The 25,543-nt window shown below is 63.9% G+C and carries 22 protein-coding genes and 1 pseudogene; 17 read left to right on the top strand and 6 right to left on the bottom strand.

Annotation, left to right across the window (positions count from 1 at the left end; genetic code table 11):
* Positions 1-41: 41 nt before the first annotated feature.
* The 4 genes from alr (at position 42) to BVH06_RS20895 (ending at position 4,921) form a co-directional block, all read left to right on the top strand.
* Positions 42-1,115 carry an alanine racemase gene (gene alr, locus BVH06_RS20910; protein ID WP_075935355.1) on the top strand — a complete coding sequence of 358 codons (1,074 nt, stop codon included), beginning with the start codon at positions 42-44 and terminating at the stop codon, positions 1,113-1,115.
* A 96-nt stretch (positions 1,116-1,211) separates the two neighbouring features.
* On the top strand, positions 1,212-1,760 hold the full coding sequence (locus BVH06_RS20905; RefSeq protein WP_075931560.1) for a cupin domain-containing protein: 549 nt from the start codon (positions 1,212-1,214) through the stop codon (positions 1,758-1,760).
* Positions 1,761-2,232: 472 nt separating this feature from the next.
* The gene (locus tag BVH06_RS20900) at positions 2,233-2,655 is read left to right on the top strand and encodes a cytochrome c5 family protein (RefSeq protein ID WP_075935354.1); all 423 of its coding nucleotides are present in this window, start codon (positions 2,233-2,235) and stop codon (positions 2,653-2,655) included.
* A 133-nt stretch (positions 2,656-2,788) separates the two neighbouring features.
* Positions 2,789-4,921: an acetyl-CoA hydrolase/transferase C-terminal domain-containing protein gene (locus BVH06_RS20895; RefSeq protein WP_075935353.1), complete on the top strand. Its 2,133-nt coding sequence runs from the start codon at positions 2,789-2,791 to the stop codon at positions 4,919-4,921.
* On the opposite strand, the gene BVH06_RS20890 is transcribed toward BVH06_RS20895, so the two are convergent.
* From BVH06_RS20890 to rep, 3 genes are all read right to left on the bottom strand, one after another.
* Positions 4,905-5,477, bottom strand: coding sequence for a xanthine phosphoribosyltransferase (locus BVH06_RS20890; RefSeq protein WP_013789825.1), 573 nt, complete (start codon positions 5,475-5,477; stop codon positions 4,905-4,907). The two genes, BVH06_RS20895 and BVH06_RS20890, sit on opposite strands and share 17 nt — an antisense overlap.
* A 117-nt stretch (positions 5,478-5,594) precedes the next feature.
* On the bottom strand, positions 5,595-6,077 hold the full coding sequence (locus BVH06_RS20885) for a UPF0158 family protein (protein ID WP_075931563.1): 483 nt from the start codon (positions 6,075-6,077) through the stop codon (positions 5,595-5,597).
* 199 nt (positions 6,078-6,276) lie between these two features.
* Positions 6,277-8,286 carry a DNA helicase Rep gene (rep, locus tag BVH06_RS20880; protein ID WP_075931564.1) on the bottom strand — a complete coding sequence of 670 codons (2,010 nt, stop codon included), beginning with the start codon at positions 8,284-8,286 and terminating at the stop codon, positions 6,277-6,279.
* Between the two features lie 257 nt (positions 8,287-8,543).
* Here rep and BVH06_RS20875 point away from each other — a divergent pair, with 257 nt between their 5' ends.
* Positions 8,544-10,220 (top strand): bifunctional diguanylate cyclase/phosphodiesterase, encoded by a 1,677-nt coding sequence (locus BVH06_RS20875; protein WP_075935352.1) that lies wholly within the window; start codon positions 8,544-8,546, stop codon positions 10,218-10,220.
* 185 nt (positions 10,221-10,405) lie between these two features.
* Here the strand turns inward: BVH06_RS20875 and BVH06_RS20870 are convergent, their stop codons facing one another.
* Complete coding sequence (locus tag BVH06_RS20870; protein WP_075931566.1) at positions 10,406-11,788, bottom strand: NorM family multidrug efflux MATE transporter; 1,383 nt, start codon at positions 11,786-11,788, stop codon at positions 10,406-10,408.
* Between the two features lie 139 nt (positions 11,789-11,927).
* On the opposite strand from BVH06_RS20870, the gene BVH06_RS20865 reads away from it, so the two are divergent.
* The 9 genes and pseudogenes from BVH06_RS20865 (at position 11,928) to BVH06_RS20830 (ending at position 21,595) form a co-directional block, all read left to right on the top strand.
* A complete protein-coding gene (locus BVH06_RS20865) occupies positions 11,928-12,848 on the top strand; it encodes a LysR substrate-binding domain-containing protein (protein ID WP_075931567.1) in 921 nt (306 codons plus the stop codon).
* 186 nt (positions 12,849-13,034) lie between these two features.
* A pseudogene (locus BVH06_RS26405) lies at positions 13,035-14,156 on the top strand (Cache 3/Cache 2 fusion domain-containing protein); the annotation flags it as partial.
* Positions 14,151-15,011 carry a methyl-accepting chemotaxis protein gene (locus tag BVH06_RS26400; protein WP_371915310.1) on the top strand — a complete coding sequence of 287 codons (861 nt, stop codon included), beginning with the start codon at positions 14,151-14,153 and terminating at the stop codon, positions 15,009-15,011. The pseudogene BVH06_RS26405 and the gene BVH06_RS26400, both read left to right, overlap by 6 nt.
* A gap of 520 nt (positions 15,012-15,531) precedes the next feature.
* Positions 15,532-16,695: a type III PLP-dependent enzyme gene (locus BVH06_RS20855; RefSeq protein WP_075931569.1), complete on the top strand. Its 1,164-nt coding sequence runs from the start codon at positions 15,532-15,534 to the stop codon at positions 16,693-16,695.
* A gap of 135 nt (positions 16,696-16,830) precedes the next feature.
* Positions 16,831-19,299, top strand: a complete 2,469-nt coding sequence (locus tag BVH06_RS20850) for a Lon protease family protein (RefSeq protein WP_075935351.1) — start codon at positions 16,831-16,833, stop codon at positions 19,297-19,299.
* Positions 19,300-19,479: 180 nt separating this feature from the next.
* Positions 19,480-19,821 carry a hypothetical protein gene (locus tag BVH06_RS20845; protein ID WP_075935350.1) on the top strand — a complete coding sequence of 114 codons (342 nt, stop codon included), beginning with the start codon at positions 19,480-19,482 and terminating at the stop codon, positions 19,819-19,821.
* A 189-nt stretch (positions 19,822-20,010) separates the two neighbouring features.
* Positions 20,011-20,499, top strand: coding sequence for a TIGR00645 family protein (locus BVH06_RS20840; protein WP_075931572.1), 489 nt, complete (start codon positions 20,011-20,013; stop codon positions 20,497-20,499).
* Positions 20,500-20,605: 106 nt separating this feature from the next.
* Positions 20,606-20,911, top strand: a complete 306-nt coding sequence (locus BVH06_RS20835; protein ID WP_075931573.1) for a DUF6482 family protein — start codon at positions 20,606-20,608, stop codon at positions 20,909-20,911.
* 66 nt (positions 20,912-20,977) lie between these two features.
* Complete coding sequence (locus tag BVH06_RS20830) at positions 20,978-21,595, top strand: FKBP-type peptidyl-prolyl cis-trans isomerase (RefSeq protein WP_075931574.1); 618 nt, start codon at positions 20,978-20,980, stop codon at positions 21,593-21,595.
* 221 nt (positions 21,596-21,816) lie between these two features.
* On the opposite strand, the gene BVH06_RS20825 is transcribed toward BVH06_RS20830, so the two are convergent.
* Both BVH06_RS20825 and BVH06_RS20820 read right to left on the bottom strand, forming a co-directional pair.
* On the bottom strand, positions 21,817-22,044 hold the full coding sequence (locus BVH06_RS20825; protein ID WP_070887188.1) for a hypothetical protein: 228 nt from the start codon (positions 22,042-22,044) through the stop codon (positions 21,817-21,819).
* Positions 22,045-22,216: 172 nt separating this feature from the next.
* Positions 22,217-23,185: a polyprenyl synthetase family protein gene (locus BVH06_RS20820; RefSeq protein ID WP_075935391.1), complete on the bottom strand. Its 969-nt coding sequence runs from the start codon at positions 23,183-23,185 to the stop codon at positions 22,217-22,219.
* Positions 23,186-23,457: 272 nt separating this feature from the next.
* On the opposite strand from BVH06_RS20820, the gene rplU reads away from it, so the two are divergent.
* From rplU to cgtA, 3 genes are all read left to right on the top strand, one after another.
* Positions 23,458-23,769: a 50S ribosomal protein L21 gene (gene rplU / locus BVH06_RS20815; RefSeq protein WP_075935349.1), complete on the top strand. Its 312-nt coding sequence runs from the start codon at positions 23,458-23,460 to the stop codon at positions 23,767-23,769.
* A 38-nt stretch (positions 23,770-23,807) separates the two neighbouring features.
* Positions 23,808-24,065, top strand: coding sequence for a 50S ribosomal protein L27 (gene rpmA / locus BVH06_RS20810; protein ID WP_013789841.1), 258 nt, complete (start codon positions 23,808-23,810; stop codon positions 24,063-24,065).
* A 213-nt stretch (positions 24,066-24,278) separates the two neighbouring features.
* Positions 24,279-25,502 carry an Obg family GTPase CgtA gene (cgtA, locus tag BVH06_RS20805; protein WP_075931575.1) on the top strand — a complete coding sequence of 408 codons (1,224 nt, stop codon included), beginning with the start codon at positions 24,279-24,281 and terminating at the stop codon, positions 25,500-25,502.
* The last annotated feature ends 41 nt before the right edge of the window (positions 25,503-25,543 follow it).

Below are 25,543 nucleotides of genomic sequence, written 5' to 3'. Positions count from 1 at the left end.
CTTACACCTTGTTTTGTGATCTTCTGCCCTTCGAGATAACCATGCGTCCCGCTCGTGCCTTGATCGACCTGCAAGCCCTGCGTCACAACTACCAACTGGCCCGTGAACTGGCTGGCGCCCGTGCGCTGGCGGTGGTCAAGGCCGATGCCTACGGGCATGGCGCGGTGCGTTGCGCCCAGGCGCTGCAGGCGGATGCCGACGGCTTCGCCGTGGCATGTATCGAAGAGGCGCTGCAACTGCGCGCAGCGGGCATCACCGGGCCCATTCTGTTGCTCGAGGGGTTCTTCGAGGCCAGCGAGCTGGCGCTGATCGACGAGCATGACCTGTGGTGCGTGGTGCACGCCGGCTGGCAGTTGGAGGCCATCGAGCAGGCGGACCTGAAGCGCCCATTGAGCGTCTGGCTCAAGCTGGACAGCGGCATGCATCGTGTCGGTTTCCACCCGGCCGATTATCAGGCAGCCTACCGGCGCCTGCTGGCCAGCGGCAAGGTGGTAAAGATCGTGCTGATGAGCCACTTCTCCCGCGCCGACGAGCTGGGCTGCAGCCGCAGCGATGAGCAACTGGCGGTGTTCCAGCAGGCCCGCGAAGGTCTGGCCGCCGAGGTCAGCCTGCGCAATTCGCCGGCCTTGCTGGGCTGGCCGAGCATCCCCAGTGACTGGTCGCGGCCCGGCATCATGCTCTATGGCGCCACGCCGTTCGAGCAGGCCCAGGACGTCGCGGCCCGGCTGCAGCCGGTGATGACCCTGGAGTCGCGCGTCATCAGCGTGCGTGACCTGCCGGCCGGCGAGCCGGTCGGCTACGGCGCGCGCTTCGTCAGCGAGCGTGCAACGCGGGTCGGCGTGGTCGCCATGGGCTATGCCGACGGTTACCCGCGTCACGCGCCGACCGGCACCCCGGTGCTGATCGACGGCCAGCCATCGCGGATCATCGGTCGGGTATCGATGGACATGCTCACCGTCGACCTCAGCGACCTGCCAGGCGCTGGCCTGGGCAGCCGCGTCGAGTTCTGGGGCCGTGGCGTGCTGGCCAGCGATGTCGCCATGGCCGCCGGCACCATTCCCTACCAGCTGTTCTGCAATGTGCGGCGGGTGCCGCTGGTCTACAGCGAAGCCTAGGCGCGATGGACTCCCGGGTGTTCGGACTGTTGTAAATACTGAACACTGTCGCCATGATAAGACCACTTTTCATGGCTTCACTGAGGGTATCCAACATTGGACGTCGGTCTTCGCCTGCAATCGATCCGCAAGCAAAAGGGGCTTTCCCAGCGCGAACTCGCCAAGCGGGCGGGGGTTACCAACAGCACCATCTCGATGATCGAGAAGAACAGCGTGAGCCCGTCGATCAGCTCGTTGAAAAAGGTGCTGGCCGGCATTCCGATGTCGCTGGTGGAATTCTTCTCCCTGGAAGCTGAGCAGGACAGCCAGGTGCAGGTGGTCTACCGCGCCAGTGAGCTGACCGATATCCACAGCGGCGCGATCACCATGAAGCTGATCGGCAAGGCCCATCCCAGCCGCGCCATTTCCTTTCTCGACGAAACCTACCCGCCGCACAGCGACACCGGCCTGGAGATGTACGCCCACGAGGGCGAGGAGACCGGCATGCTGGTGGAAGGGCGCCTCGAGCTGACCGTCGGTGACGAGGTGTTCATTCTCGAGAGCGGCGACAGCTACTACTTCGAGAGCAGCAAGCCGCACCGCTTCCGCAATCCCTTCGATCAGCCGGCGCGCTTGATTAGCGCCACCACGCCCGCCAACTTCTAGGGTCTGTTCCCGTTTCACGCACGACCGCGCCGGAGCCAGTTTTTGCGCGAGGCAAGGGCCGCGCCCGCTCCCGGCGGGCTTGCGGCATTTCCCACATCCATGTGGGTCACACAGATGCGAAGTTTGGCAGGCCAAATGAGCCATCGAGTAACGCCGCATCGCGCAAAAACTGGCCCGGCCCTCCGGGTGGGGCCGCCTAGGTTGCGCGGGAAATGACCTCCGCTGTCGTTGCAGGACTTGGCAAGGGAAGACGCGGACGGCTAGTCCATTCCCTGCGTCCTGCGCCTAACCGGAGGCCATTTCTCGCGGCAACGCGGCTCGCGCTGAAATGGGAACAGACCCTAGGTCGGCGCACGGCAATCTGCGCCGCCGTTGATCTGCGTCATGGGTTGGCTGATCCCGCCGTTTCGGCCAGTCGGTATACTTTGCCGGCTTGCGAAACCGTGGCCGAGCCACCCATGAGGGCATCTGAGTGAACCCAATTAGAAGCATGCTGATCGCGCCGGCCATCGCCCTGGCGCTATGGGCCGTGACGGTCCAGGCGAACACCGACGAGGCGATCGCCGAGCGGATCAAACCCATCGGGCAAGTGTGCATCGCCGGTCAGGAATGCAAGGGTGTCGAAGCCGTGGCAACCGCAGCCGCGGGTGCTGCGCGCAGCGCCGACGACATCATCGCCAGGCACTGCACCGCCTGCCATACCACGGGCCTGCTGGGCGCGCCGAAGATCGGCGACACCGCGGCCTGGAAAGACCGTGCCGACCACCAGGGCGGGCTGGACGGCATCCTTGCCGCGGCCATCAACGGCATCAACGCCATGCCGCCGAAGGGCACCTGTGGCGACTGCTCGGACGACGAGTTGCGCGCTGCCATCGAGAAGATGTCCGGGCTCTGACTCGAGGCATTTTGTCGTCGTACCAAGCCGCCGTCAGGCGGCTTTGTTGTTTCAGGCTGATGACGACATGCAGCAAAAGGCGCAGCGGGGGAGTCCAAAGAGGACGATCCCGACCGTTGGCCTGGAGAACCGCATGCCCCAATCCCGCACCCTCGAGCAAGCTGTCGACCATGTGCTGAGCGCCATCGACGGGCCGATTCATCTCGGCCTGCCCCTCGGCCTGGGCAAGCCCAACCGCTGGGTCAACGCACTGTATGCGCGTCTGCGCGAGATGCCCGAACGGCAGCTGACCATCTACACGGCGCTGTGCCTGGGGCGTCCGCGGGCCGAGCAGGAACTGCAGCAGCGCTTTCTCGACCCCTTCGTCGAGCGGGTTTACGGCGATTACCTGGAGCTGGATTTTCTCGCTGACCTGCAGGCCGACAGGTTGCCGCCCAACGTGCGTATCGAGCAGTTCTTCCTGCAGCCCGGCAGCCTGCTCGACAGCGCACCGACCCAGCAGGACTACACCAGCAGCAATTACAGCCACGCCGCCCGTGACCTGAACGCCAAGGGCGTCAACGTGGTGGCCCAGCTGGTCGCGACAGACGCCGCGCGACCTCAGCACTTCAGCCTCAGCTGCAACCCGGACATCACCCTCGACCTGCTGCCGATGCTCCAGGAGCGGCGCGCCCGCGGCGAAACCATCCTATGCGTAGCCCAGGTTCACGAGCAGTTGCCGTACATGGCGGGCGATGCCGAGCTGCCCCGCGAGGTCTTCGATATCCAGCTGCAGGAGAGCGAAGCCAGCACGCTGTTTTCCACGCCTAACATGCCGGTCACCGTGCAGGATCATTGTATAGGCCTCTATGCCAGCACCCTGGTACGCGATGGCGGCAGCCTGCAGATCGGCATCGGTGCGATGGGCGATGCGGTCAGCGCCGCGCTGCTGCAACGCCATCGCGACAACCCGGCGTACCGCGCGGCACTCGATGATCTGCAGGGCGGTCAGGTGCATCCGCTCTGCAATACGTTGGGTGACCTGCAGCCGTTTCGAACCGGGCTGTATGGCTGCAGCGAAATGTTCGTCAACGGCCTGCTGGACCTGGCCGAGGCCGGGGTGATTCGCCGTGTCGTCTACCCGGACGTAAGCGTGCAGCGCCTGGCCAGTGCCGGTGCCCTGGATGCCAGTGGCCAGCCGCGCAGTGTTCAAGCGATGCTCGATGCCGGCCTGCCCACGCGCCTGGATGACGCCGCGCTGGCCTGGATGCAGGAGGGCGGGCTGTTGGACGCCAACCTGAAGATGCAAGGCGAGAACCTGCTGCTGCCCACCGATCAGCAATGCTCGACCGACTTGGCCGATCCCCTCAGCCAGGCGGCCCTGCGTGATTACCTGACGCCCGCCGCGCACGGCGTGGTGGTGCACGGCGGCTTCTTTCTCGGGCCGCAATCCTTCTACGAGCGCCTCAATGCCATGACGACGGAGCAGCGCAGCCGTTTCGGCATGACCGGCATCGGCTTCATCAACGAGCTGTACGGGCAGGAAGAACTGAAGCGGCTGCAGCGCGTGGATGCCCGCTTCATCAACAGTGCCTTCACCGTCACCCTGCTCGGCGCGGCGGTGGCCGATCAGCTGGAAGATGGCCGTGTGCTCAGCGGCGTCGGTGGGCAGTACAACTTCGTTGCCCAGGGCCACGCGCTGCCCGGCGCCCGCTCGATTCTGCTGCTGCGCAGCTGGCGCGAGTCGGCCGGCGAGGTCAGCTCCAACATCGTCTGGGAATACGGCCACGTGACCATTCCCCGCCACCTGCGCGACGTGGTGATCACCGAGTACGGCATCGCCGACCTGCGCGGCAAGACCGACTCCCAGGTGATCGAGGCGCTGCTGGCCGTGAGTGATTCACGCTTCCAGGGCGAGCTGATGGCGCAAGCCATCGAGGCCGGCAAGCTGCCCAAGGATTTTCGCCTCGACGCGCGCTACGCCGACAACACGCCCGAGCGCCTCGAGCAGGCCGCCGCAGGCCACCGGCCGGTGTTCGCCGAGTACCCGTTAGGCAGCGATTTCAGCGATGAGGAGCAAGCGCTGTTGCGGGCGCTGACCTGGCTGAAGGGCAAGTTTCGCCTGAGCGAAGTGCTGGAGCTGGGCAAGGCGGCGTTCGATGCGCCGCCTGCCGAGGCGTTTCCAGAAGCCCTGCAGCGCATGGGCCTGGAGCGGCCCGAGGGTTTGCGCGAGGAGCTTTACCAGCGTTTGGTGCTGGCCGGGCTGCAGGCTACTCGAGAAAGGTGACCTTGCCGCCTTCCAGAGACTTGATGCGCGCCAGGGATTCGATCCGGTAACCCTGGGCGTCTAGGGTGCTGCGACCGCTCTGGAAGGACTTCTCGATCACCACGCCAATACCGGCGATGCTGGCGCCGGCCTGACCGACCAAGTCTATCAGCGCCTTGGCGGCGTGGCCGTTGGCCAGGAAGTCGTCGACCAGCAGCACGTGATCATTGGCGTTCAGATGCTTGGAGGAGATCGCCAGGGTGCTCTCGGTCTGCTTGGTGAAGGAGAACACCTTGGAAATGTACAGGTTGTCCTTCAGCGTCAGCGACTGGTACTTGCGGGCGAAGATCACCGGCACACCCAGTTCCAGGCCGGCCATCACGGCCGGTGCGATGCCCGAGGCTTCGATGGTGACGATCTTGGTGATGCCCTGACCCTTGAAGCGCTCGGCGAACTCGTGGCCGATCTCCTGCATCAGCTTGGGATCGATCTGGTGATTGAGAAAGGCATCGACCTTGAGCACCTGCTCGGAGAGGACGGTACCTTCACTGCATATCTTTTGTTTCAACGACTCCACGATCGATCCTCTGGGCTCTAGAGCAAAGCGGCGGATTTTCGCTCAAATTGCCGATCATTTGTAGCGAAAACACAGCGTGCGCCATCCGCTCGTCCATTGCCGCGCCCAGCCGGGCGCTCAGGCGCTGCGCGTCAGCCGGCGCAGGATGTCCCGCGGAATGCCGCGCGGGTCCAGCGGCAATTTGTCCGGTGCCGGCTCCAGGCCCAGTTCGAACAGCCAATTGAGAGCGTATTCGCGCAGTTGCTTCTGCTCGTACTCCTGCCATTGCTGGCGCAGGGCGGGGAAGTAATCGATTTCGTAATCGAAGGCCTTGAGCGGTTTACGGCCGGTCAGCGCGGCGCTGAGCAGCGGGTGGGCATTGAGGTCGTTGAGGGTGAACAGAAAGGATTCGCGCATCGCCACGCGTTGGGCCACGTCGAGATTGGGCACGTGGGCGTAACGGTCGGGGTTGAGCTGAACCTGCTGGCGCTCATCGCTGCCCTGGTCTTCCGGCGACAGGGTCAGCACCGTGCCGGCTTCCATGTCGAGCCAGTGTTCGAGGGTTTCGCGGCCGTTGATCAACTGGGTCAGGGTGTCGAGGTCGAGAGTGAGCGTGCGCATGGTGCCGGGCCTCTGCAAGGGGAGCTGACGATGACGGGCCGGCTGCTGGAGCCGGCCTCTCACTCTGACTACGAAATGTTGCACTGGTGCCCGTCGGGATGGTGGGCTCGGTGAAAAGGTCACCTGGGTCGAGCTATGCGATACCCAGGTCGATTTTCCGGGCGTCGCTGCGCTCGACCCGGTCTACCGGTTCATGCTTTCAACGCTTGAGCATCGCTCGCATGCTGGCCAGGGCGTCGTTGCCGCGGGCCGCCTTGACCTCCACCGGCGCCTCTTCCTGGCCCTCCCAGACCAGATCCTCCGGCGGCAGCTCGTCGAGGAAGCGGCTTGGCGTGCATTCGATGATCTCGCCGTACTGCTTGCGCTTGGCGGCGAAGGTCAGCGCCAGGTTGCGCTTGGCGCGGGTGATGCCCACGTACGCCAGCCGGCGTTCTTCCTCGATGGTGTCGGATTCGATGCTGGAGCGGTGCGGCAGGATCTCCTCTTCGAAGCCGATGATGTATACCGACGGAAACTCCAGGCCCTTGGAGGCGTGCATGGTCATCATCTGCACGCCGTCTGCGCCTTCTTCTTCTTCCTGCTGGCGTTCGAGCATATCGCGCAGCACCAGTTTGCCGATGGCATCCTCGATGGTCATGTCTCCCTCTTCGTCCTTGTCGAGGGTGTTTTTCAGGGCGTCGACCAGAAACCACACGTTGCCCATGCGCGCATCGGCGACCTTGTCGCTGGAGGCGTTCTGGCGCAGCCAGTTCTCGTAGTCGATGTCCATGACCATGCTGCGGATCGCGGCGATCGGCTCGTTGACCACGCACTGCTCGCGCACGCCGTCCATCCAGCGCTTGAAGCGCGCCAGGCGCTCGGTATAACGGCTGTCCAGGTGCTCGCCGAGGCCGATCTCGTCGCTGGCCGCGTACATGCTGATCTTGCGCTCGTTGGCGTAGTTACCGAGTTTTTCCAGGGTCGTGGAACCGATCTCCCGGCGCGGCACGTTGATCACCCGCAGGAAGGCGTTGTCGTCGTCCGGGTTGACCAGCAGGCGGAAGTAGCTCATCAGGTCCTTCACTTCCTGGCGGGCGAAGAAGCTGGTGCCGCCGGACAGGCGATAGGGAATCTGGTGGTGCTGCAGCTTCAGCTCCATCAGCTTGGCCTGGTAGTTGCCACGGTAGAGAATGGCGAAATCGCTGTAGGGCCGCTGGGTGCGCAGGTGTTCGGTGAGAATCTCCAGAGCCACGCGCTCGCACTCGGCGTCTTCGTTGCGGGTGCGGATCACGCGGATTTCGTCGCCCATGCCCATCTCGCTCCACAGCTGCTTCTCGAAGGCGTGGGGGTTGTTGGCGATCAGCACGTTGGCGCACTTGAGGATGCGGCTGGTGGAGCGGTAGTTCTGCTCGAGCATCACCACCTTGAGCGACGGGTAGTCTTCCTTGAGCAGGTTGAGGTTCTCCGGCCGTGCTCCGCGCCAGGCGTAGATGGACTGGTCGTCGTCGCCGACCACGGTGATCTGGTTGCGCATGCCCACCAGCAGCTTCACCAGCAGGTACTGGCTGGAGTTGGTGTCCTGGTACTCGTCGACGAGCAGGTAGCGGATGCGGTTCTGCCACTTTTCCAGAATGTCCTGATGCTCCTGGAACAGCTTGACCGGCAGCAGGATCAGGTCGTTGAAGTCCACCGCGTTGTACGCCTTGAGCGTGCGCTGGTAATGCAGGTAGACGATGGCCGCGGTCTGCTCCTTGGGCCCGCGGGCGTTGGCCAGGGCTTCGTCGGGCAGGATCAGGTCGTTCTTCCAGCTGTCGATGTAGTTTTTCACCTCATCGGCGCCATCGTCGCCGGCGTACTCCTTCTGCATGATGTCGGTGAGCAGCGCCTTGATGTCGCCATCGTCGAAGATCGAAAAACCGGGTTTGTAGCCCAGGCGCGCGTACTCCTTGCGGATGATGTTCATGCCCAGGTTGTGGAAGGTCGACACCGTCAGGCCGCGGGCTTCGGCGCCCTTGAGCAGGGTGCCGACACGTTCCTTCATCTCGCGCGCGGCCTTGTTGGTGAAGGTCATGGCGACGATGTGCTGGGCGCGGATGCCGCAGTTCTGCACCAAGTGGGCAATCTTGCGGGTAATCACGCTGGTCTTGCCGGAGCCTGCGCCGGCGAGCACCAAAAGAGGGCCGCCGACGTAGTTCACGGCTTCCTGTTGCCGGGGATTGAGTCGGGACATCGTGTCTATCGCAGAAGAAAATGGCCGCGCATTTTAGCCGAAAGTCGGCGGCCATTTCGTGCCTTTGCTGCAGCAGCCGACAACCGTGCTCGCGAGCACGTTCACGGCGCTTGTTTGCGCCGATGGGCTTGTCGTTTACCGGGGTTTTGTCGCAGGATGTTCGCCGATTTACACGGAAGTGATTGATTTGACGCCGGATGTGGCGCACTCAGAAGCGCCATGGGCGCTCATCTTTTTCGTGCATCGGGGGATTTTTCTTGAGCGCATTCGTCGAGCCGTTGCGCCTGGTACTGCTGGCGGAGACGCCGCAGTGGAGCGAACTGCTGCGCGAGCGCCTGGATGCCGTCGGCGGGCCGATGCCCCTGAGCTGCGCCGCCAACTGGCCGGATGCCCGGCAACTGCTCGACGACGCCGGCGAGGCGGTATTGCTGACCACTCCGGCGCATTTGCCGGACTCGCGGCGCTGCACGGCGCCGATCATCCTGTTGCTGGAGCAGGAGCCGGCCGACACGCCGCCCCTGGTCTGCGACTGGCTGGTGCGCGATCAACTGAGCCCCGATGTGCTGCGCCGCAGCCTGCGCTACGTGCGTGAGCAGGGCCGCCTGCGCCTGACCGTGCAGCGCCTGGCCGAACAGGACGCGCTCACCGGCATCGCCAACCGCCAGGGCTTTCATACCCTGCTGGCGGCGCGCCTGGCCGAACAAGGCCGTCGCGGCTTGGCGCTGATCCAGCTGGACCTGGACAACTTTCGCCAGGCCAACGACGCCCTCGGTCATCGCGCTGGTGACCAGCTGATCCAGCAGGTGGTGGCGCGGCTCAAGCAGTACCTGGAGCGCGGCGATCAGATGGCGCGGCTAGGTGGCGACGAATTCGCCCTGCTGCTCGACAGCCACGATGATCTCGAACGCCTGCATGGCCGCGTGCAGCACCTGCTCGAAGCGCTGGGCGAGCCGTACTGGCTGGAGGGCGAGAGCCTGCTGCTAGGTTGCAGCCTTGGCGTGGCCCTGGCCAAGCCGGCGAGCACTGCCGATGCGCTGATGTGGCACGCTCACATCGCCATGCAGCAGGCCAAGAGCCGCCACGGCTGCACCTACCATTTATACGACGAACGCCTGGATCACGGCATGCGCAGCCAGGTCGACCTGCAGCGCGAACTGCGCCGGGCGCTGCGCAAGGGCGAGTTGCAGCTGCATTACCAGCCCAGGTTCTGCCTGCACAGTGGCAGCATCGTCGGCCTGGAAGCCCTGGTGCGCTGGCAGCACGAACGGCACGGGCTGCTGATGCCCGGCGAGTTCGTGCCGCTGGCCGAGGAATGCGGGCTGATCGTGCCGCTCGGCTACTGGGTGATCGACCGCGCGATGCGCGACATGCAGTGGCTGCGCGAGCGTGGCCATCCGGCGTTGCACATGGCGGTCAACCTGTCGTTCCGCCAGTTCCAGGACAGCCAGCTGTTGCCGACCCTGGAGCGGCTGATCGACAGTTGCGGCATCGACAGCCACTGGCTGGAGTTCGAGCTGACCGAAACCGCGGTGATGCGCCGCAGCGAATACGTGCTGCAGACCATGCGCCGCCTGGGCCACCTGGGCGTGCGTTTCTCTCTGGACGACTTCGGCACCGGGTTCTCGTCGTTCGAGCACCTGAGCAATCTGCCCATCGCCCTGCTGAAGATCGACCGCAGCTTCGTCACCGGCATGGAGCTGCGCCCGCAGAGCCAGCAGCTGGTGCAGGCGATGATCAGCCTGGCCCACAACCTCGACCTGCAGGTGGTCGCCGAAGGGGTGGAAAACCTGGAGCAGCTGCGCCTGCTGCGCGAGTTCGGCTGTGATCAGGTGCAGGGTTACCTGATCAGCCGCGCCGTGCCCCGCGCCGAGCTGGACGATGTGCTGACCCGGGCGCGGGTGTCGCCGCCCGGTTCACGGCAGCGCGACGCCTGACTTTACGCGAGGGTCTGTTCCCGTTTCACGCACGGCCGCGCCGGAGCCAGTTTTTGCGCGAGGCAAGGGCCGTGCCCGCTCCCGGCGGGCTTGCGGCATTTCCCACATCCATGTGGGTCACACAGATGCGAAGTTTGGCAGGCCAAATGAGCCATCGAGTAACGCCGCATCGCGCAAAAGCTGGCCTAGGACAGGCAGGGCGCTGCGCCGGCACCTTGCACCCGCTGCAGGCGAGTGGTCTTCCAGCGAAAACCCACTACCAGGCCGGTTGCCGTTACCGCCAGGCCGGCGGCCAAGCCCCACCAGACGCCATGGGCGCCCCAGCCGAGCGGGAAGGCCAGCAGCCAGGCCAGCGGCGCGCCGATGCACCAATAGCCGGTCAGGCCGATCACCAGGGTCAGACGGCCGTCGTTGAGGCCGCGAATCGCGCCCATGGCGATGCTCTGCAGGCCATCGAACAGCTCGAACCATGCGGCGATCGCCAGCAGGCTCACCGCCAGGGTGACGATACTGGCGAACGCCGGATCGTGGCGGTCGAGGAACAGGCTGATGATCCACTCCGGCAGCAGCCAGAACGCCAGGGCGAACATCAGCATCAGCACGGCGCCCATGCCCATGCCCAGGTGGCCGGCCAGGCGCGACAGATGCAGGCGGCCCGCGCCGTAATGCATGCCGACGCGGAAGGTCACCGCGTAGGACAGGCCATGGGGCACGATGAACGCCAGGGCGACCGACTGCATGGCGATCTGGTGCGCCGCCAGTTGCACGCTGCCCAGGGCACCCATGCACAGCGTGGCGAAGGTGAACAGCCCCTGCTCGGCGGCGTAGGTGCCGCCAATCGGCAGGCCGAGGCGCAGCAGATCACGAATTTCGGCGCGTTGCGGGCGACCCAGCCCGCCGCGCAACCGGTAGCGCTGGTAGGTCGGCGAGATCAGGATGTACAGCCCCAGTGCCAACGCCATGGCGCTGCTGACCAGCGCTGTGGTCAGGCCGATACCGCTCAGGCCCAGGTCCACGCCCAGCCAGCCCTTGATCAGTGCGTAGTTGATGACGAAGTTGGCAAGGGTGCCGACGATGCTGATGGTCATCACCGGGCCGGGATGGCCAATGGCGCTGGTGAAACCGCGCAGAGCCATGAAGCAGAGGTAGGCGGGCAGGCCCAGCGACAGCGGGCGTAGGAACGTCATGGCCTCGCTGGCTGCAGCCGGGTCCTGACCCAAGTGCGGCAACAGCGGGCCCAGGGCATTGAGGCACAACGCGCTGACGACGCCGAGCAGCATGGCCAGCCACAGGCCGTTGCGGATGAGGCGGGTCACGCCGTTCACATCGCCGGCACCATGGCGGATGGCGGCCAGGCTGCCGACCGCCGCGATCACGCCTGTGCAAAAGATCGAGAAGATGAAGTAACAGGTCGCGCCCAGCGCGCCGCCGGCCAACTGCCCCGGGCCGAGCATGGCCATCATCAGCGTGTCGGTGAAAATCATCAGCGCATGGGCCAGCTGCGCGGAGACCAGCGGGCCGGCCAGGCGCAGCAAGGCGCCAAGCTCGTGACCAAGGGGACTTTTCATGATGAGTAAAACTTCGGCTGGGTAAGCACTCCCGAGCTGTCGGGAGAAGGGCAATGCCAGCTATTCTCCGGTTTGCAGCACAAGTCCACAAAAGGAAAATAGCGATGCCAGGCATGATTAAAACTCATGGGGTAGTGCGGTGAGCCGGCACCTGCCACCGTTGTATGCCCTGCGCGCCTTCGAGGCCGCAGCGCGTCACCTGTCCTTTACCCGAGCCGCCGATGAGCTGGCGATTACCCAGAGCGCCGTCAGCCGGCACATCCGCACCCTTGAAGAACACTTCGCCTGCCGACTGTTCGAGCGCCGCGGCCGGGCGCTGCACCTGACCGAGCCGGCGAGCCTGTTGCTGCCAGGCGTACGCGAGGGCTTCGAGTCCCTTGAGCGGGCCTGTGCGCATTTGCGTGTGGAGGAGGGCACCCTGCGCCTCAAGGCGCCTTCGACCCTGACCATGCGCTGGCTGCTGGCGCGCCTTTCGCTGTTTCGCGCCCGGCAGGCCGATCTCGAGGTGCAGCTCACCAGCGCCTGGATGGATCTCGACCGCGTGGACTTCTTGCATGAGCCCTTCGACTGCGCGGTGTTGCTCGGTGCCGGTAATTTCAGCAGTGAATGGCACAGCGTGCGGCTGTTCGAGGAATGGCTGATTCCGGTGTGCGCACCCGGCGCTCTGGGCGAACGGTCCTGGGACGTCGGCCGGCTGCAGCAGGCCGAGCTGGTGCACCCCACGCCTGACCGTCGCGACTGGCGCCGCTGGCTGCAGGCCATGGGCCTGACCGATCAGGTGTCACTCAAGGGCGGCCAGGTGTTCGACACCCTGGAACTGGGCATCGTCGCTGCCGCCCGGGGCTACGGCGTGTCGATCGGCGACCTGGCGATGGTCGCCGAGGATGTGCTGCTGGGCCGTCTGGCGCTGCCCTGGCCGACCGCCGTCTCCAGCGGCGAAAGCTATTACCTGGTGTGGCCCCGGTCGCGCCGCGGCCAGGAGCGTTTCGAGCGGTTGGCCGAGTTTCTGCTCGCGGAAGTCGCAGCCATGCAATTGCCCGAGGTCGAGCTGCGCCGCTAGAAATTCGTTGAAAACTTGCACCTACGAGGCGTTTTTCATCACGCCACGTAAAAAATGGGGTGATAGCGTCACGATGGCCATTGACGCACTAAAACTCTCAAGTATTCTCCGCGCTCGCCGACGTACAGGCTGATCATTATTTATTCAATTACTCCATACAGGGACGATGGAGCTCGGAGATGTTTCATGAACCAACCTCGTTCCCGTATCGCCTGGCAACTGGCGACGGCCCTCGCCGCCATGCTGGTGCTGCTGATCAGTGTGAGTACCGTATTCGCCCTGCGCTCGCTGAGCAGCGCCAACCTGGTGACGCGCGAAGAGCACCTGGGCAGCGAAGCACGCCTGCTGGCCGATCAGCTGAGTACCTTCCACGAAAGCCTGCGTGAAAGCACCCAGCGTCTGGCCGGCCTGTTCGAGCGCCGCTTCAGCAGCGGCCTGCGCGTCAGCCCGGACGAGCGAGTGACCGTCGGTGCCCTGCAGGCGCCGGCCCTGTACCTGGGCAGCACTCAACTGAACAACGATTTCAGCGAAGTCGATGAATTTCGCCGCCTGACTGCCGGTGTGGCGACCATCTTCGTGCGTGATGGCGAAGATTTCGTGCGCGTTACCACCTCGCTGACCAAGCAGGACGGCGGCCGGGCCATCGGCACCGTACTCGATCGCAAGCACCCGGCTTATGCACGCCTGCTGGCCGGCGAAAGCTATGTGGGCCGCGCGCTGCTGTTCGAGCGTTTTTACATGACCCAGTACACGCCGGTACGCGACAGCGCCGGGCGGGTCATCGCCGTGCTGTTCGTCGGCTTCGACTACACCGATGCGCAGAACGCCCAGTTCGCCAATCTGGAGCGCTTCCGTATCGGCAGCACCGGTTCCCTGGCCCTGCTCGACGACCAGAACAATTGGCTGGTGGCGCCCTATGGCGCGCAACGTCCCGAGCAACTGACCAGCAACATGACCAAGGTGCTCGGCACTCCGGGCAAGGGCGGTTTCTGGAGCGACGGCGCCCAGGAGTTCTACAGCGTCGCCGTGCCGTTCGCTGGCGGGCCGTGGACCGTGGTGGCGAGCATGCCGGAGGAAGAGATTCAGGCCGTAACCTGGCGCGTCGGCAGCCAGTTGGCGATCGGCAGCCTGGTGACCCTGGTGCTGGCCGTGCTGGCAGTGATCTGGCTGCTGCGTCGCAAGCTGCGCCCGCTCGGCGATCTGGTACGTCAGGCCCAGGCCCTGGGCGCCGGTGACCTGAGCGTGCGGCTGCAGGTCAGCAGCCACGACGAGATCGGCGAGCTGTCGCGCAGCTTCAACCAGATGAGCGAAGCGCTGTCGACCATGGTCGCGCGCATTCGCAGCGCCGCCGGCAACGTCAGCCAGCGCGCCGAGGCGCTGTCCGGCCTGTCCCGTGGTGCCTATGAAGGCATCGAGCAGCAGTCCGGCGAGATCAGCAGCATGGCTGGTGCGGTGGAAGAGTTCAGCGCCACTTCGCTGAACATCGCCGACAACATGCGCAGCACCGAGCGCATGGCCAGCGAGAACGCCAGCCAGACGCGCATCGGCCGCACCTCGATGGAAGAGGCGTCCAACGCGCTGGAGCAAATCTCCACCTCGCTGAACAGTGCGGCCAAGGTCATCGACAGCCTGGGGCAGCGTTCCCAGGAAATCGGCGGGATTCTCAGCGTCATCACCTCGATCGCCGACCAGACCAACCTGCTGGCGCTCAACGCGGCCATCGAAGCAGCACGTGCCGGAGAGCAGGGTCGCGGCTTCGCCGTGGTTGCCGACGAAGTCCGCAGCCTGGCCGGTCGCACCCGTGAAGCGACCACGGAGATCTCCAGCATGATCGGCAGCATCCAGGGTGAGACCAGCAGCGCGATCAGCACCATGGAGCAGGGCCGCCAGCTGATGCAGAACGGCCTGGAGCTCAACGCCAAGGTCGCAGCGGCGTTGACCCACATCGCCGAGCAGACCAGCGCCGCTGGCGAGCAGTTCGCCGCCATCACTACCGCTACCAGCGAGCAGAGCAGCACCGCCACGGTGCTGAGTAGCAACCTGCAGAGCATTGCCCTGGCCAACGGTGAGCAGCGTGAAGTGATCGCCAACCTGGCGCACACCTCCAAGGAGCTGGAAACCCTGGCCACCGACCTGCACCGCGAAGTCGAGCGCTTCCGCTAAGCCCGCCCTCTACGGCTTGCGCTGCCTACTGGCGCCAGCCGCCTTGCGAGCCCCGATTCCGGGGCTCGTCTACGCTTGAAGTCATCATCCTGAAAAGCCTCGGTGCCAAGCTGTCGCCCCGGTGTGGTGAGTGCTCGTGCAGCCCGCGGCTGTGCAGCATTTCGCCGCGATTCGTGTGGAATCCGAAACGCCTGGAAAATCAGTTTCCGTCACGGGCAATTTTTGATTGATCTGAACGAGTCATGGTCTTAAAGTCCGCGCCCGAACGTCCATGCTGGCAACGATCCATTCGGCTCAAGTACTGACGACGAGAGGTTGTCCGGCCTGTTTCAGGCCATGCAATTCTCGGCGACATGCCTTGGGAAGTAGGCGAACCAAAGTGGGGAAACTGATCAGACGTTCCTGGCCTGGCAGCAGGCTTTCCGGCCGATTGCAGAATTGGTCGCCCCCGACGTTGAACCTGTGCCCGGTTCAACTGCCCGAATCCTAGTGTTCATGGTTTAGCCATTTGGAGACCCGCATGTCGATCAAGGTCGAAGACTACTACCCACGCGAAACCTTCAACAAAATGAAGGCCTTCGCCGACCAGCAGGAAACCCCGTTCGTGGTGATCGACACCGCGATCATCAGCCAGGCCTACGACGACCTGCGCGCCGGTTTCGAATTCGCCAAGGTGTACTACGCCGTCAAGGCCAACCCGGCGATCGAGATCATCGAGCTGCTGCGCGACAAGGGCTCGAGCTTCGACATCGCCTCGATCTACGAGCTCGACAAGGTGCTGTCCGCCGGTGTCGGCCCGGAGCGCATCAGCTACGGCAACACCATCAAGAAAGCCCGCGACGTTCGCTACTTCTATGAAAAAGGCGTGCGCCTGTTCGCCACCGATTCCGAAGCCGACCTGCGCAACATCGCCAAGGCGGCGCCGGGCTCGAAGATCTACGTGCGCATCCTCACCGAGGGCTCGACCTCGGCCGACTGGCCGCTGAGCCGCAAGTTCGGCTGCCAGCCGGACATGGCCCTGGATCTGCTGATCCTCGCCAAGCAACTGGGCCTGGTGCCCTACGGCATTTCCTTCCACGTCGGTTCGCAGCAGCGTGACATCGACGTATGGGATGCGGCCATCGCCAAGGTCAAGGTGATCTTCGAGCGTCTCAAGGAAGAAGACGGCATCGAGCTGCAGATGATCAACATGGGCGGCGGCTTCCCGGCCAACTACATCACCCGCACCAACAGCCTGGAAACCTACGCCGAGGAAATCATCCGTTTCCTCAAGGAAGACTTCGGCGACCAGCTGCCGGAAATCATCCTCGAGCCTGGCCGTTCGCTGATCGCCAACGCCGGCGTGCTGGTCAGTGAAGTGGTGCTGGTGGCGCGCAAGTCGCGCACCGCCGTCGAGCGCTGGGTGTACACCGACGTGGGCAAGTTCAGCGGCCTGATCGAAACCATGGACGAGTCCATCAAGTTCCCGATCTGGACCGAGAAGAAGGGCGAGATGGAAGAAGTGGTGATCGCAGGTCCTACCTGCGACAGCGCCGACATCATGTACGAGCACTACAAGTACGGCCTGCCCCTGAATCTGGCCAGCGGCGACCGCCTGTACTGGTTCTCCACCGGTGCTTACACCACCAGCTACAGCGCCGTGGAATTCAATGGCTTCCCGCCGCTGAAAGCCTTCTACCTGTAAGCCTGCTGCATCGCCAAGCGCCCGCACCCGTTGCGGGCGTTTTGCTTTCTGCGCCAGTCGGCATTGGTGCCTTGCCAGCGGGAAGTGGGCAGCGCGAGAATGCAGACACTTCTCCGAGGTATTTAAGGATCCCCGATGCCCGATCCCGTTGCAGCCGGCCTGCGCCTGGCGCCCGATGCACTCACCCGTCCCTTCTCGCCCACGCAGTTCGCCTTCACCACCACCGATGACCTGGAGCCCTTTCGCGGTGTACTCGGCCAGGAACGCGCCGTGCAGGCGCTGCAGTTCGGCGTGGCGATGCCGCGCCCCGGATACAACGTGTTCGTCATGGGCGAGCCGGGCACCGGCCGCTTCTCGTTCGTCAAACGTTACCTGCAGGCCGAGGGCAAGCGCCTGGACACGCCACCGGATCGGGTCTACGTCAATCACTTCGACGAGCCCCGCGAGCCGCGAGCCGTGGAGCTGGCGCCCGGCACGGCGGGCGAGTTCATCGCCGACATCAACGCGCTGATCGACAACCTGCTGGCGACTTTCCCGGCGGTATTCGAGCATCCGTCCTTCCAGCAGAAAAAGAGCGCCATTGACCGCGCCTTCAACAAGCGCTACGACCAGGCTCTGGATGTCATCGAGCGCCTGTCCCTGGAGCGCGGCATCGCCCTGTACCGCGACAGTACCAACATCGCCTTCACGCCGATGCTCGACGGCAAGGCGCTGGACGAGGCCGAGTTCGCCCAGCTGCCGGAAGCCGACCGCGAGCGCTTCCACGCCGATATCGCCGCCCTGGAGGAGCGCCTCAACGAGGAGCTGGCCAGCCTGCCGCAGTGGAAGCGCGAGTCCAGCAACCAGTTGCGTCAGCTCAACGAGGAAACCATCACCGTCGCGCTGCAGCCGCTGCTGGCGCCGCTGTCGGAGAAGTACGCCGAGAACGCCGGTGTGTGCGCCTACCTGCAGGCCATGCAGGTGGATCTGCTGAAAAGCGTGATCGACCTGCTGATCGAGGTGGAAAAGCCCGACGCCCAGACCCGTAAGCTGCTCGAAGAGCTGTACTGCCCGAGCCTGATCGTCGGCCACCATGTCGATGGTGGCGCGCCGGTGGTGTTCGAGCCGCACCCGACCTACGACAACCTGTTCGGCCGCATCGAGTACAACACCGACCAGGGCGCGCTCTATACCAGTTATCGCCAACTGCGCCCCGGTGCGCTGCATCGCGCCAACGGCGGTTTCCTGATCCTCGAGGCGGAGAAATTCCTCAGCGAGCCGTTCGTCTGGGAGGCGCTCAAGCGCGCCCTGCAGTCGCGCAAGCTGAAGATGGAGTCGCCTCTGGCCGACCTGGGCCGCATCGCCACCGTGACCCTGAACCCGGAAACCGTGCCACTGCAACTCAAGGTGGTGATCATCGGTTCGCGCCAGCTGTATTACGCGTTGCAGGACGCCGATCCGGACTTCCAGGAGATGTTCCGGGTGCTGGTCGACTTCGACGAAGACATCCCGCTGGCCGACGACAGTCTGGAGCAGTTCGCCCAACTGATGAAAACCCGCACCACCGAGGAAGGCATGGCACCGCTCACCGCTGCCGCGGTCGCGCGTCTGGCCACCTACAGTGCGCGCCTGGCCGAACACCAGGGGCGGCTGTCGGCACGCATCGGCGACCTGTTCCAGCTGGTCAGCGAGGCGGACTTCATCCGCAACCTGGCCGGCGAGGCGGTGACCGACGCCGATCACATCGAGCGTGCGCTCAAGGCCAAGGCCACTCGCACCGGGCGCGTCTCGGCGCGGATCATCGACGACATGCTCGCCGGCATCATCCTCATCGACACCGTCGGCGCGGCCATCGGCAAGTGCAACGGCCTGACCGTGCTGGAAGTGGGCGACTCGGCGTTCGGCGTGCCGGCGCGCATCTCCGCTACCGTTTATCCGGGCGGCTCGGGCATCGTCGACATCGAGCGCGAAGTCAACCTCGGCCAGCCGATCCACTCCAAGGGCGTGATGATCCTTACCGGTTTTCTCGGCAGCCGCTACGCCCAGGAATTCCCCCTGGAAATCTCGGCGAGCATTGCCCTGGAGCAATCCTACGGCTACGTCGATGGCGACAGCGCCTCGCTCGGCGAGGTCTGTACGCTGATCTCGGCGTTGTCGCGTACGCCGCTCAAGCAGTGCTTCGCCATCACCGGGTCGATCAATCAGTTCGGTGAGGTGCAGGCGGTCGGTGGCGTCAACGAGAAGATCGAAGGCTTCTTCCGCCTCTGCGAAGCCCGCGGGCTGACCGGCGAGCAGGGGGCGATCATCCCGCACTCCAACGTGTCCACCCTGATGCTCGACGAGCGTGTGCTGCAGGCCGTGCGCGCCGGGCAGTTCCATATCTATGCCGTGCGCCATGTGGATGAGGCGCTGAGCCTGCTGGTCGGTGAGGATGCCGGCACGCCAGACGACAAGGGCCACTTCCCCAAGGGCAGCGTGAACGCGCGCGTGGTCGAGCGCCTGCGCGAGATTGCCGAGATCGGCATGGGCGAGGAAGAAAAGCCCGAACAGGCCAAGGAAGCGCTCACCGCGGCGCTGCCGGAAAAGCCCAAGAAGCCGCGGGCGAAAAAGCCTGCGGCGGAATAGGGTGGTTGGCGAGCTGATCAATCGCTGATCGGCTCGCCTGCTGCCCTTTGGCCGGCAGCATGCAGGTGCTTGCGCACCTGTCATGCACAAGGTTATCCACAGCTTCTGTGTATAAACCTGCCTTTGCCGGCAGGCGCTTCGGGTGTAGGCTGCAGGTCTGTCTCTGCGAGGATCGCCGCCATGTCGCGTAGCCTCTGCCTGACCCGTGATTGTCTCGGTGTGATCACGCGCATCGAATGCACGGTGCTGCCCCTGGCGGGGGAGCAAGGACTTTGGACGCTGATCTGCGTTGCCGGCCTGTCTGCCCGGCAACCCTCCACCGTCAAGGCGCAAGGCCCATTCCACGGGCCTCTGGTGGTCGAACAACTGATCGACGACATCGCCGAAAGCCTGGCCGGCCAGGGTTACTGCACCTGCCACGAGCCCATGATCTGGCGCCTGCATGCCCAAGCGCAATTACGCCGCTTGAACAACGCGCGCAGCGCTTCTCGCGGCGTATCCCTGTCGCTGCCCGATAGTTGAGCGGGCCGTTTCGACGCGTTCGCGGCGCGACCCATCGGTCAGCCTGCGACGCCGGGCCGCAGATCTTATCCACAGTCGCCCAGCTACCGCATTCAGCATGCTTAAGCGCTGTCGTCGGCGAACCCGCCTGCTTGCCTGCGGTCGGACGCTGGGTATACTCGCTCGCCTGTTCATTACTTGTGAGAGTCCATGGAACGCTTTATCGAGAACGCGATGTACGCATCGCGCTGGCTGCTGGCCCCCATCTATTTCGGTCTGTCGCTGGGCCTGCTGGCGCTGGCCCTGAAGTTCTTCCAGGAAATCTTCCACATCCTGCCCAATATTTTCTCCATGGCCGAGGCGGACCTGATCCTGGTGCTGCTGTCGTTGGTCGACATGGCGCTGGTCGGTGGCCTGCTGGTGATGGTGATGATGTCCGGTTACGAGAACTTCGTTTCGCAGCTGGATATCGACGACAACAAGGAAAAGCTCGCCTGGCTCGGCAAGATGGATTCCAGCTCGCTGAAGATGAAGGTAGCGGCTTCCATCGTGGCGATTTCCTCGATCCACCTGCTGCGGGTGTTCATGGATGCCCGTAACCATGATCCCGAGCACCTGAAGTGGTACGTGATCATCCACATGACCTTCGTGATCTCGGCTTTCGCCATGGGTTACCTGGACAAGCTGACCAAGCACTGATCCCGTTGCCTGCCCAACGCCCGGCCTTCCCTGAAAAGCGCCGGGCGTTTTGTTATCTGCGCGGCGACAATCGTATAGTGGTGCCTCTTGCCTGCGAGGACATGCCATGACCCTGCCCGAATTGCTGCGAGCGGCTCGCGATGGTGCGGTTAGCGAGCTCGAACTGATTTCCCTGGAAGGCGGCATCTACCTGTTGCAGATTCTCGGCGCCGAGCAGCGCGCCTACCTGCGCGACGACGCGGGGCGCAACCTGCACCTGCGCTCGGTGGAACATGCTCGCGACCTGCTCGAGGAGCTGCCGGACGTGCCGCTGTTTCTGGTGCATGCCTCGGCCTACGACGAGATGTGCGGCTTGCCGAGCGGCACCCGCGACGCCCTGCGTGTACCGGTCGGCCTGCGCAGCCGCTGGTAAGGCACGGGCGGCGACTGGAACCGTGATAGGCTAGCCGGCCTTTTTTCCTGCTAGCGGAGCGGCGACATGTCCGAACTCGATCTTTCCACTGACGAAGCACGCGTCAGCTACGGCATTGGCCGTCAACTGGGTGGCCAGCTGCGTGACAACCCGCCACCGGGCGTGAGCCTGGATTCCGTTCTGGCTGGCCTGGCCGATGCGTTCGCCGGCCAGCAGAGTCGCGTCAGCGAAGCCGAGCTGTCGGCCAGTTTCAAGGTCATCCGCGATGTCATGCAGGCCGAAGCCAAGGCCAAGGCCGACGCGGCTGCCGGTGCGGGCCTGGCCTTCCTGGCCGAGAACGCCAAGCGTGACGGCGTCACCGTGCTGGCTTCAGGCCTGCAGTACGAAGTGCTGACCGCGGGCGAGGGCGCCAAGCCATCGCGCGACGACAGTGTGCGTACTCACTACCACGGCACCCTGATCGACGGCAGCGTGTTCGACAGCTCCTACGAGCGCGGCCAGCCGGCCGAATTCCCGGTAGGTGGCGTGATCGCCGGTTGGACCGAGGCCCTGCAACTGATGGGTACCGGCAGCAAATGGCGCCTGTACGTGCCGAGCGAGCTGGCCTATGGCGCCCAGGGCGTTGGCAGCATCCCGCCGCACAGCGTGCTGGTGTTCGATGTCGAGCTGCTCGACATCCTGTAAGCACCTGCGAAGGCTGCTGCGCGTCGGCCCTGCGGCGTTAAAAATAGATGAGGAAAGCCGCTTGCGGCTAACGCGCTTCAGCGCGGCCCGAAGGGCGAGCAGAGCGAGTAATGCTCATGTACGAAAGTACAGTCGGTTGCGACCCCGACCGCTTCTTCGCCTATTTTTGCGGGGCCGCCTAGGCCTTGCAGGGCTCTAGCTCGCGAGCCTTCGGATAAGTGTCACGGGCGCAAGGCCCGGGCATAGCAATACAGGAACAGGCTGCGCACCAGTTCCTTGAGGATCAGCGGCTCGCTCGAGCTCAGTTCGTGCAGATCCAGGTCACCCTGCTTACGCAATTCATCCAGCGCCTCTTCTTCGAGTACGGCGCAGACCTCGCCGGTCTCGCGGTGCAGGATGCGCAGGTAGGGATGAGGGCGGTCCAGCCAGGCGTCTATTAGATAAGTCATGCTCGCATCTCCCTGAATGATTGGTAGATATGAGAATAATTCTTATTACGTTAATAGCAAGTGTTAATCGCGCCTTTCGTCGAACGGTTGCCGTTACGCCTGGTTTGGAAGATGACGAGCATGAAAAAGCCCGTCGCAGGGACGGGCTTCGGGTCATGCGGTTTCCGCTGAATCAGTGCGTGCGCGCCACGGCGAAGTGGCTCAGCTCGACCAGGGCGTCGCGGTAGGCGCTGGCAGGCAGCACCTCCAGGCAGGCAATGGCGCGTTCAGCGTATTCGCGTGCCAGGTTGGCGGTGTAATCCAGGGCGCCTGCGGCCTGCACGGCTTCGCGGATGCTTTCCAGGTCTTCCAGGCCACCTTTCTGAATTGCCTTGCGTACCAGAGCGGCTTGCTCGGCGCTGCCTTCACGCATGGTGTAGATCAGCGGCAGGGTCGGCTTGCCCTCGGCCAGGTCGTCGCCGACGTTCTTGCCCAGCGTGGCGGCATCACCCTTGTAGTCGAGCAGGTCATCGACCAGTTGGAAGGCAACACCAAGATGGTCACCGAACAGGCGCAGCGCCTCGTTCTGCTCGGCGCTCGCTTCGGCCAGGGCGGCGGCGCTCTGTGTCGACGCCTCGAAGAGCATGGCGGTCTTGCCGCGGATGACTTCCATGTAAGTTTCTTCCGTGGTGCTGGCGTCGCGGATCTTCGACAGCTGCAGCACCTCGCCCTCGGCAATCACCCGGGTGGCCTTGGAAAGGATCTTCATTACCGGCATCGAACCGAGCTCGACCATCATCTCGAACGAGCGCGAATAGAGGAAGTCGCCGACCAGCACGCTGGGCGCGTTGCCCCACTGTGCGTTGGCGGTGCTGCGGCCACGGCGCATGTCGGACATGTCGACCACGTCGTCGTGTAGCAGGGTGGCGGTGTGCAGGAATTCGATGGTGGCGGCCAGCAGGCGCAGACGCTCGTCGTTCAGGCCCAGGGCCTTGCCACTGAGCAGCACCAGCAATGGGCGCAGGCGCTTGCCGCCAGCGGAGATGATGTAGTCGCCGATCTTCTCGACCAGCGGGACGCGGGATACCACTTGCTGACGGATAATGCCGTCAACAGCGGCGAAATCATCCGCTACCACACTGTAGAAAGTCTGGGGTTGCATCAGCGACATAAGCTCCTTGGACCGGCACTATCGGCTTTAATAGGCCATAGTTTGCGCGGCATGCTAGGGGGCAGGGTGGGGGCTGTCAAGGCGATGGCAGGCGGCGCTTGCGCTGTCCCGGTGGCTTGCGTACAATCGCGCACCCTGAACTTCCCCCTGGGTATTTCCCTGCCTTACGCAATTGCAAGGGTGTCCATCCGGCCCCGAGCAGCCATGCCAGCCGACACTATTCCTATAAAGCGCTGGGTGAGCAGGATCAACGGAGATTTACCATGTACGCAGTAATTGTTACTGGTGGCAAGCAATACAAAGTCACCGAAGGCGAATTCCTCAAGGTCGAGAAACTGGAGCTGGCCGCTGGCGAAGCACTGACTTTCGACCGCGTGTTGCTGGTTGGCAACGGTGATGACGTCACCATCGGCGCTCCTGTCGTCGAAGGCGCCAAGGTATTGGCTGAAGTCGTTTCGCAAGGTCGTCACGATAAAGTCACCATCATCAAGTTCCGTCGTCGTAAGCACCACATGAAGCGTCAGGGCCACCGTCAGTGGTTCACTGAGATCAAAATCACCGGTATTCAGGCCTGATTCATTTCGCTTGAACCCTTTATAGGAGTATTGAACTCATGGCACACAAAAAAGCTGGCGGTAGTACCCGCAACGGTCGCGACTCAGAAGCCAAACGCCTTGGCGTGAAGATGTATGGCGGCCAGAAAATCGTTCCTGGCAACATCATCGTGCGTCAGCGCGGCACCCAGTTCCACGCTGGTTACGGCGTTGGCATGGGCAAGGATCACACCCTGTTCGCCAAGATCGAAGGCGTGATCAAGTTTGAAGTAAAAGGTGCCTTCGGTCGCCGTTACGTAAGCGTCGTCGCGGCCTAATCGCGAAGTTGCTGGAAAAGCCCCGTCCTGCGACGGGGCTTTTTTGTTTCTGTATCCTGTTGCGCTCGGCTTCGTCCGATTCGGGCGCCGCGCGCGCATCGTGTGGGTTCTTGCCAAACTGTCCTGGGTTGACGCGGGTGGTTTCAGGGCAATTTCGCAAGCACCCGGTGTTTCCTGTTTCAGTGACCCGCGATTATGGCGGGAGGTGTACCCATGAAATTCGTCGATGAAGTATCGATTTCTGTAAAGGCCGGCGATGGTGGCAATGGCATGATGAGCTTCCGTCGCGAGAAGTTCATCGAGAACGGCGGCCCCAACGGTGGTGATGGTGGTGACGGTGGCTCGATCTACATCGAGGCCATGGCCAACCTCAATACCCTGGTGGATTACCGCTATACCCGCCGTTTCCAGGCGCCCAATGGTGAAAAGGGTGGCAGCACCGACTGCACCGGTGCCAAGGGCGAAGACCTGATCCTGCCGGTGCCGATCGGCACCACGGTCATCGATGCCGGTACCCAGGAAGTGATCGGCGACCTGACTAAGGCCGGGCAGCGCCTGATGGTGGCCCAGGGTGGCTGGCATGGCCTGGGCAATACCCGTTTCAAGTCCAGCACCAACCGTGCGCCGCGCCAGACTACGCCTGGCAAGCCGGGTGAGGCGCGTGACCTCAAGCTGGAATTGAAGGTATTGGCGGACGTCGGTCTGCTCGGTTTGCCGAACGCGGGCAAGAGCACCTTCATTCGCTCGGTGTCGGCGGCCAAGCCGAAGGTCGCCGATTACCCGTTCACCACGCTGGTGCCGAACCTGGGGGTGGTCAGTGTCGACCGCTACAAGAGTTTCGTGGTCGCCGACATTCCCGGTTTGATCGAGGGTGCCTCCGAGGGTGCCGGGCTGGGTATTCGCTTCCTCAAGCACCTGGCGCGTACGCGTTTGCTGCTGCACCTCGTCGACATGGCGCCGCTGGATCTGACCGATCCGGCCGAGGCCGCGGCCACCATCGTCGCCGAGTTGACCAAGTTCAGTCCGGCGCTGGCCGATCGTGAGCGCTGGCTGGTGCTCAACAAGGCCGACCAGATCCTCGATGAGGAGAAGGAGCAGCGCGTTGCCGAGATCGTCGCTCGCCTCGAGTGGGAAGGCCCTGTCTACGTAGTCTCCGCCCTGGCGCGCGAAGGCACCGAGCAGCTGTGCTACGACATCATGGATTTCCTCGAAGCGCGCGCCGAGCGCATCCAGGAGAATCCCGAGTACGCCGCCGAGCTTGCCGAGCTCGACCAGCGCATCGAAGATGAAGCGCGTGCTCAGTTGCAGGCGCTGGACGACAAGCGTGCGCTGCGCCGCTCCGGCGTGCGGGCCGTGGGCGACGTCGACGAGGACGACAGCTTCTGGGACGAGGAAGACGAAGAGGACGGCCCGGAGATCATTTACGTCCGGGATTGATAGGACGACAGACGCCGCTTTTTAGCGGCGTTTTTGTAGGT

Source organism: Pseudomonas sp. PA27(2017) (genome assembly GCF_001945445.1).
Classification (GTDB): Bacteria; Pseudomonadota; Gammaproteobacteria; order Pseudomonadales; family Pseudomonadaceae; genus Aquipseudomonas.
Note: the sequence above shows the minus strand (reverse complement) of the source record. Positions and strands in the feature narration are given on the sequence as shown.